The 3,313-nt window shown below is 57.1% G+C and carries 1 rRNA gene; it reads right to left on the bottom strand.

From position 1 onward, the window contains the following. Nucleotides 1-3,065 (bottom strand): 23S ribosomal RNA (locus tag ACH443_RS20360); the annotation flags it as partial. Nucleotides 3,066-3,313: the final 248 nt, after the last annotated feature.

Genomic DNA, 3,313 nt, shown 5'->3' with positions numbered 1-3,313 from the left:
GTCCTGTCTTCCACATCCGGCCTATCTACCCAGTGGTCTAGCTGGGTGCCTTCACCCCGCAAGGGGGATGGAAACCTCATCTTGAAGCAGGCTTCCCGCTTAGATGCTTTCAGCGGTTATCCCTTCCGAACGTAGCTAACCAGCCGTGCTCCTGGCGGAACAACTGGCACACCAGAGGTTCGTCCGTCCCGGTCCTCTCGTACTAGGGACAGCCCTTCTCAAGTTTCCTGCGCGCGCAGCGGATAGGGACCGAACTGTCTCACGACGTTCTAAACCCAGCTCGCGTACCGCTTTAATGGGCGAACAGCCCAACCCTTGGGACCTACTCCAGCCCCAGGATGCGACGAGCCGACATCGAGGTGCCAAACCATGCCGTCGATATGGACTCTTGGGCAAGATCAGCCTGTTATCCCCGGGGTACCTTTTATCCGTTGAGCGACGGCGCTTCCACAAGCCACCGCCGGATCACTAGTTCCGACTTTCGTCCCTGCTCGACCTGTCGGTCTCACAGTCAAGCTCCCTTGTGCACTTGCACTCGACACCTGATTGCCAACCAGGCTGAGGGAACCTTTGAGCGCCTCCGTTACATTTTGGGAGGCAACCGCCCCAGTTAAACTACCCACCAGGCACTGTCCCTGATCCGGATTACGGACCGAGGTTAGATGGTCGATATGGCCAGAGTGGTATTTCAACGATGACTCCACCCGACCTGGCGGCCGGGTTTCACAGTCTCCCACCTATCCTACACAAGCCACACCGAACACCAATACCAAGCTATAGTAAAGGTCCCGGGGTCTTTCCGTCCTGCTGCGCGTAACGAGCATCTTTACTCGTAGTGCAATTTCGCCGAGCTCGCGGTTGAGACAGCGGAGAAGTCGTTACGCCATTCGTGCAGGTCGGAACTTACCCGACAAGGAATTTCGCTACCTTAGGATGGTTATAGTTACCACCGCCGTTTACTGGGGCTTAAATTCTGGGCTTCACCGAAGTTGACCCGTCCTCTTAACCTTCCAGCACCGGGCAGGCGTCAGTCCGTATACATCGTCTTGCGACTTCGCACGGACCTGTGTTTTTAGTAAACAGTCGCTTCTCCCTGGTCTCTGCGGCCCTCCCCGCTTCCCACCGCAAGGGTGTTCACGGATCGGGCCCCCCTTCTCCCGAAGTTACGGGGGCATTTTGCCGAGTTCCTTAACCACGATTCGCTCGATCGCCTTGGTATTCTCTACCTGACCACCTGAGTCGGTTTGGGGTACGGGCGGCTAGAACCTCGCGTCGAGGCTTTTCTTGGCAGCAGAGGATCACCCGATTCCCGCATACGCGGTCACTATCAGTTCTCACCCTATGTGCTTCGCGGATTTGCCTACGAAGCGGGCTACAACCTTGGACGTGGACTACCATCGCCACGCCGGGCTACCTTCCTGCGTCACCCCTGTTAACACGCTTACCTACTACCGGTTCGGGTCCCACGCCGCGCCACCGGTGAGATCCCGAAGGATCTCGGTGGTGGTCTGGGATGGTTAGCATCACCGGGCTCGGTATGGGCGGTTCTTCGCCGGTAGGAGAATATCAACTCCTTGTCCATCGACTACGCCTGTCGGCCTCGCCTTAGGTCCCGACTTACCCAGGGCGGATTAACCTGGCCCTGGAACCCTTGGTCATTCGGCGGACGGGTTTCTCACCCGTCATTCGCTACTCATGCCTGCATTCTCACTCGTGTGGGCTCCACCACTAGGTCACCCTGCAGCTTCACTGCCCACACGACGCTCCCCTACCCACCCACACACCTGAACACCAATCAAGTTGGTGCTGGGCTAACGTGTGAGTGCCACGGCTTCGGCGGTGTACTTGAGCCCCGCTACATTGTCGGCGCGGAATCACTTGACCAGTGAGCTATTACGCACTCTTTCAAGGGTGGCTGCTTCTAAGCCAACCTCCTGGTTGTCTGTGCAACTCCACATCCTTTCCCACTGAGCACACGCTTAGGGGCCTTAGCCGATGATCTGGGCTGTTTCCCTCTCGACTACGAAGCTTATCCCCCGCAGTCTCACTGCCACGCTATGTCTTACCGGCATTCGGAGTTTGGCTGACGTCAGTAACCTGGTAGGGCCCATTAGCCATCCAGTAGCTCTACCTCCGGCAAGAAACACGTGACGCTGCACCTAAATGCATTTCGGGGAGAACCAGCTATCACGAAGTTTGATTGGCCTTTCACCCCTAACCACAGGTCATCCCCTCAGTTTTCAACCTAAGTGGGTTCGGTCCTCCACGCCGTCTTACCGGCGCTTCAACCTGCCCATGGCTAGATCACTTCGCTTCGGGTCTAGACCCGGCGACTGTACCGCCCTATTCGGACTCGCTTTCGCTACGGCTTCCCCACACGGGTTAACCTCGCCACCGAGCACTAACTCGCAGGCTCATTCTTCAAAAGGCACGCCGTCACCCCTGCTAAGGAGGCTCCGACGGATTGTAGGCACACGGTTTCAGGTACTATTTCACTCCCCTCCCGGGGTACTTTTCACCTTTCCCTCACGGTACTAGTCCGCTATCGGTCACTAGGTAGTATTTAGGCTTAGCAAGTGGTCTTGCCAGATTCACACGAGATTTCTCGGGCCCCGTGCTACTTGGGATCCCCTCAACCAGGCCGCACCATTTCGTCTACGGGACTCACACCCACTACGGTCCGCCTTTCAATGCGGTTCGACTATGACACGGCTTTCTTACTGGCTACCAGACTGTCAGATCTGGTCAGAAGGTCCCACAACCCCGCATGTGCAACGCCTGACAGCTTGACACACACACGGTTTGGCCTCATCCGCTTTCGCTCGCCACTACTCACGGAATATCTCTTCCTGTCGGTACTGAGATGTTTCACTTCCCGACGTTCCCCCCTACACCCTATGTATTCAGATGCAGGTGACTGGGCATGACCCCAGCCGGGTTCCCCCATTCGGACACCCTCGGATCACAGCTCGTTTGCCAACTCCCCGAGGCTTATCGCAGGCTACCACGTCCTTCTTCGGCTCCTAGTGCCAAGGCATCCACCCTGTGCCCTTAAAAACTTCGACACACTACAATATTTCACAGAGATCAGAAAACCCGTCCCCCACCCCTTCAAAGAAGAAGACGAGGAACAAGTACTGAACATCTGGGATGCTCGCGTCCACTGTGCAGTTCTCAAGCAACGGACGACCCGCAGACACCCGGCACGCCTACCCCCACCAAGGGAGCGGTTCACACCAGCCCACGACCCGTATCCATCAAGACCACCCACCACCCCACCCGCCCCACCCACAAGGAGAGAGACGAACAAGGA

The organism is Isoptericola sp. NPDC019571 (assembly GCF_044389385.1).
Taxonomy (GTDB): domain Bacteria; phylum Actinomycetota; class Actinomycetes; order Actinomycetales; family Cellulomonadaceae; genus Isoptericola; species Isoptericola nanjingensis.
This window is presented reverse-complemented; position numbering and strand designations above follow the sequence as displayed.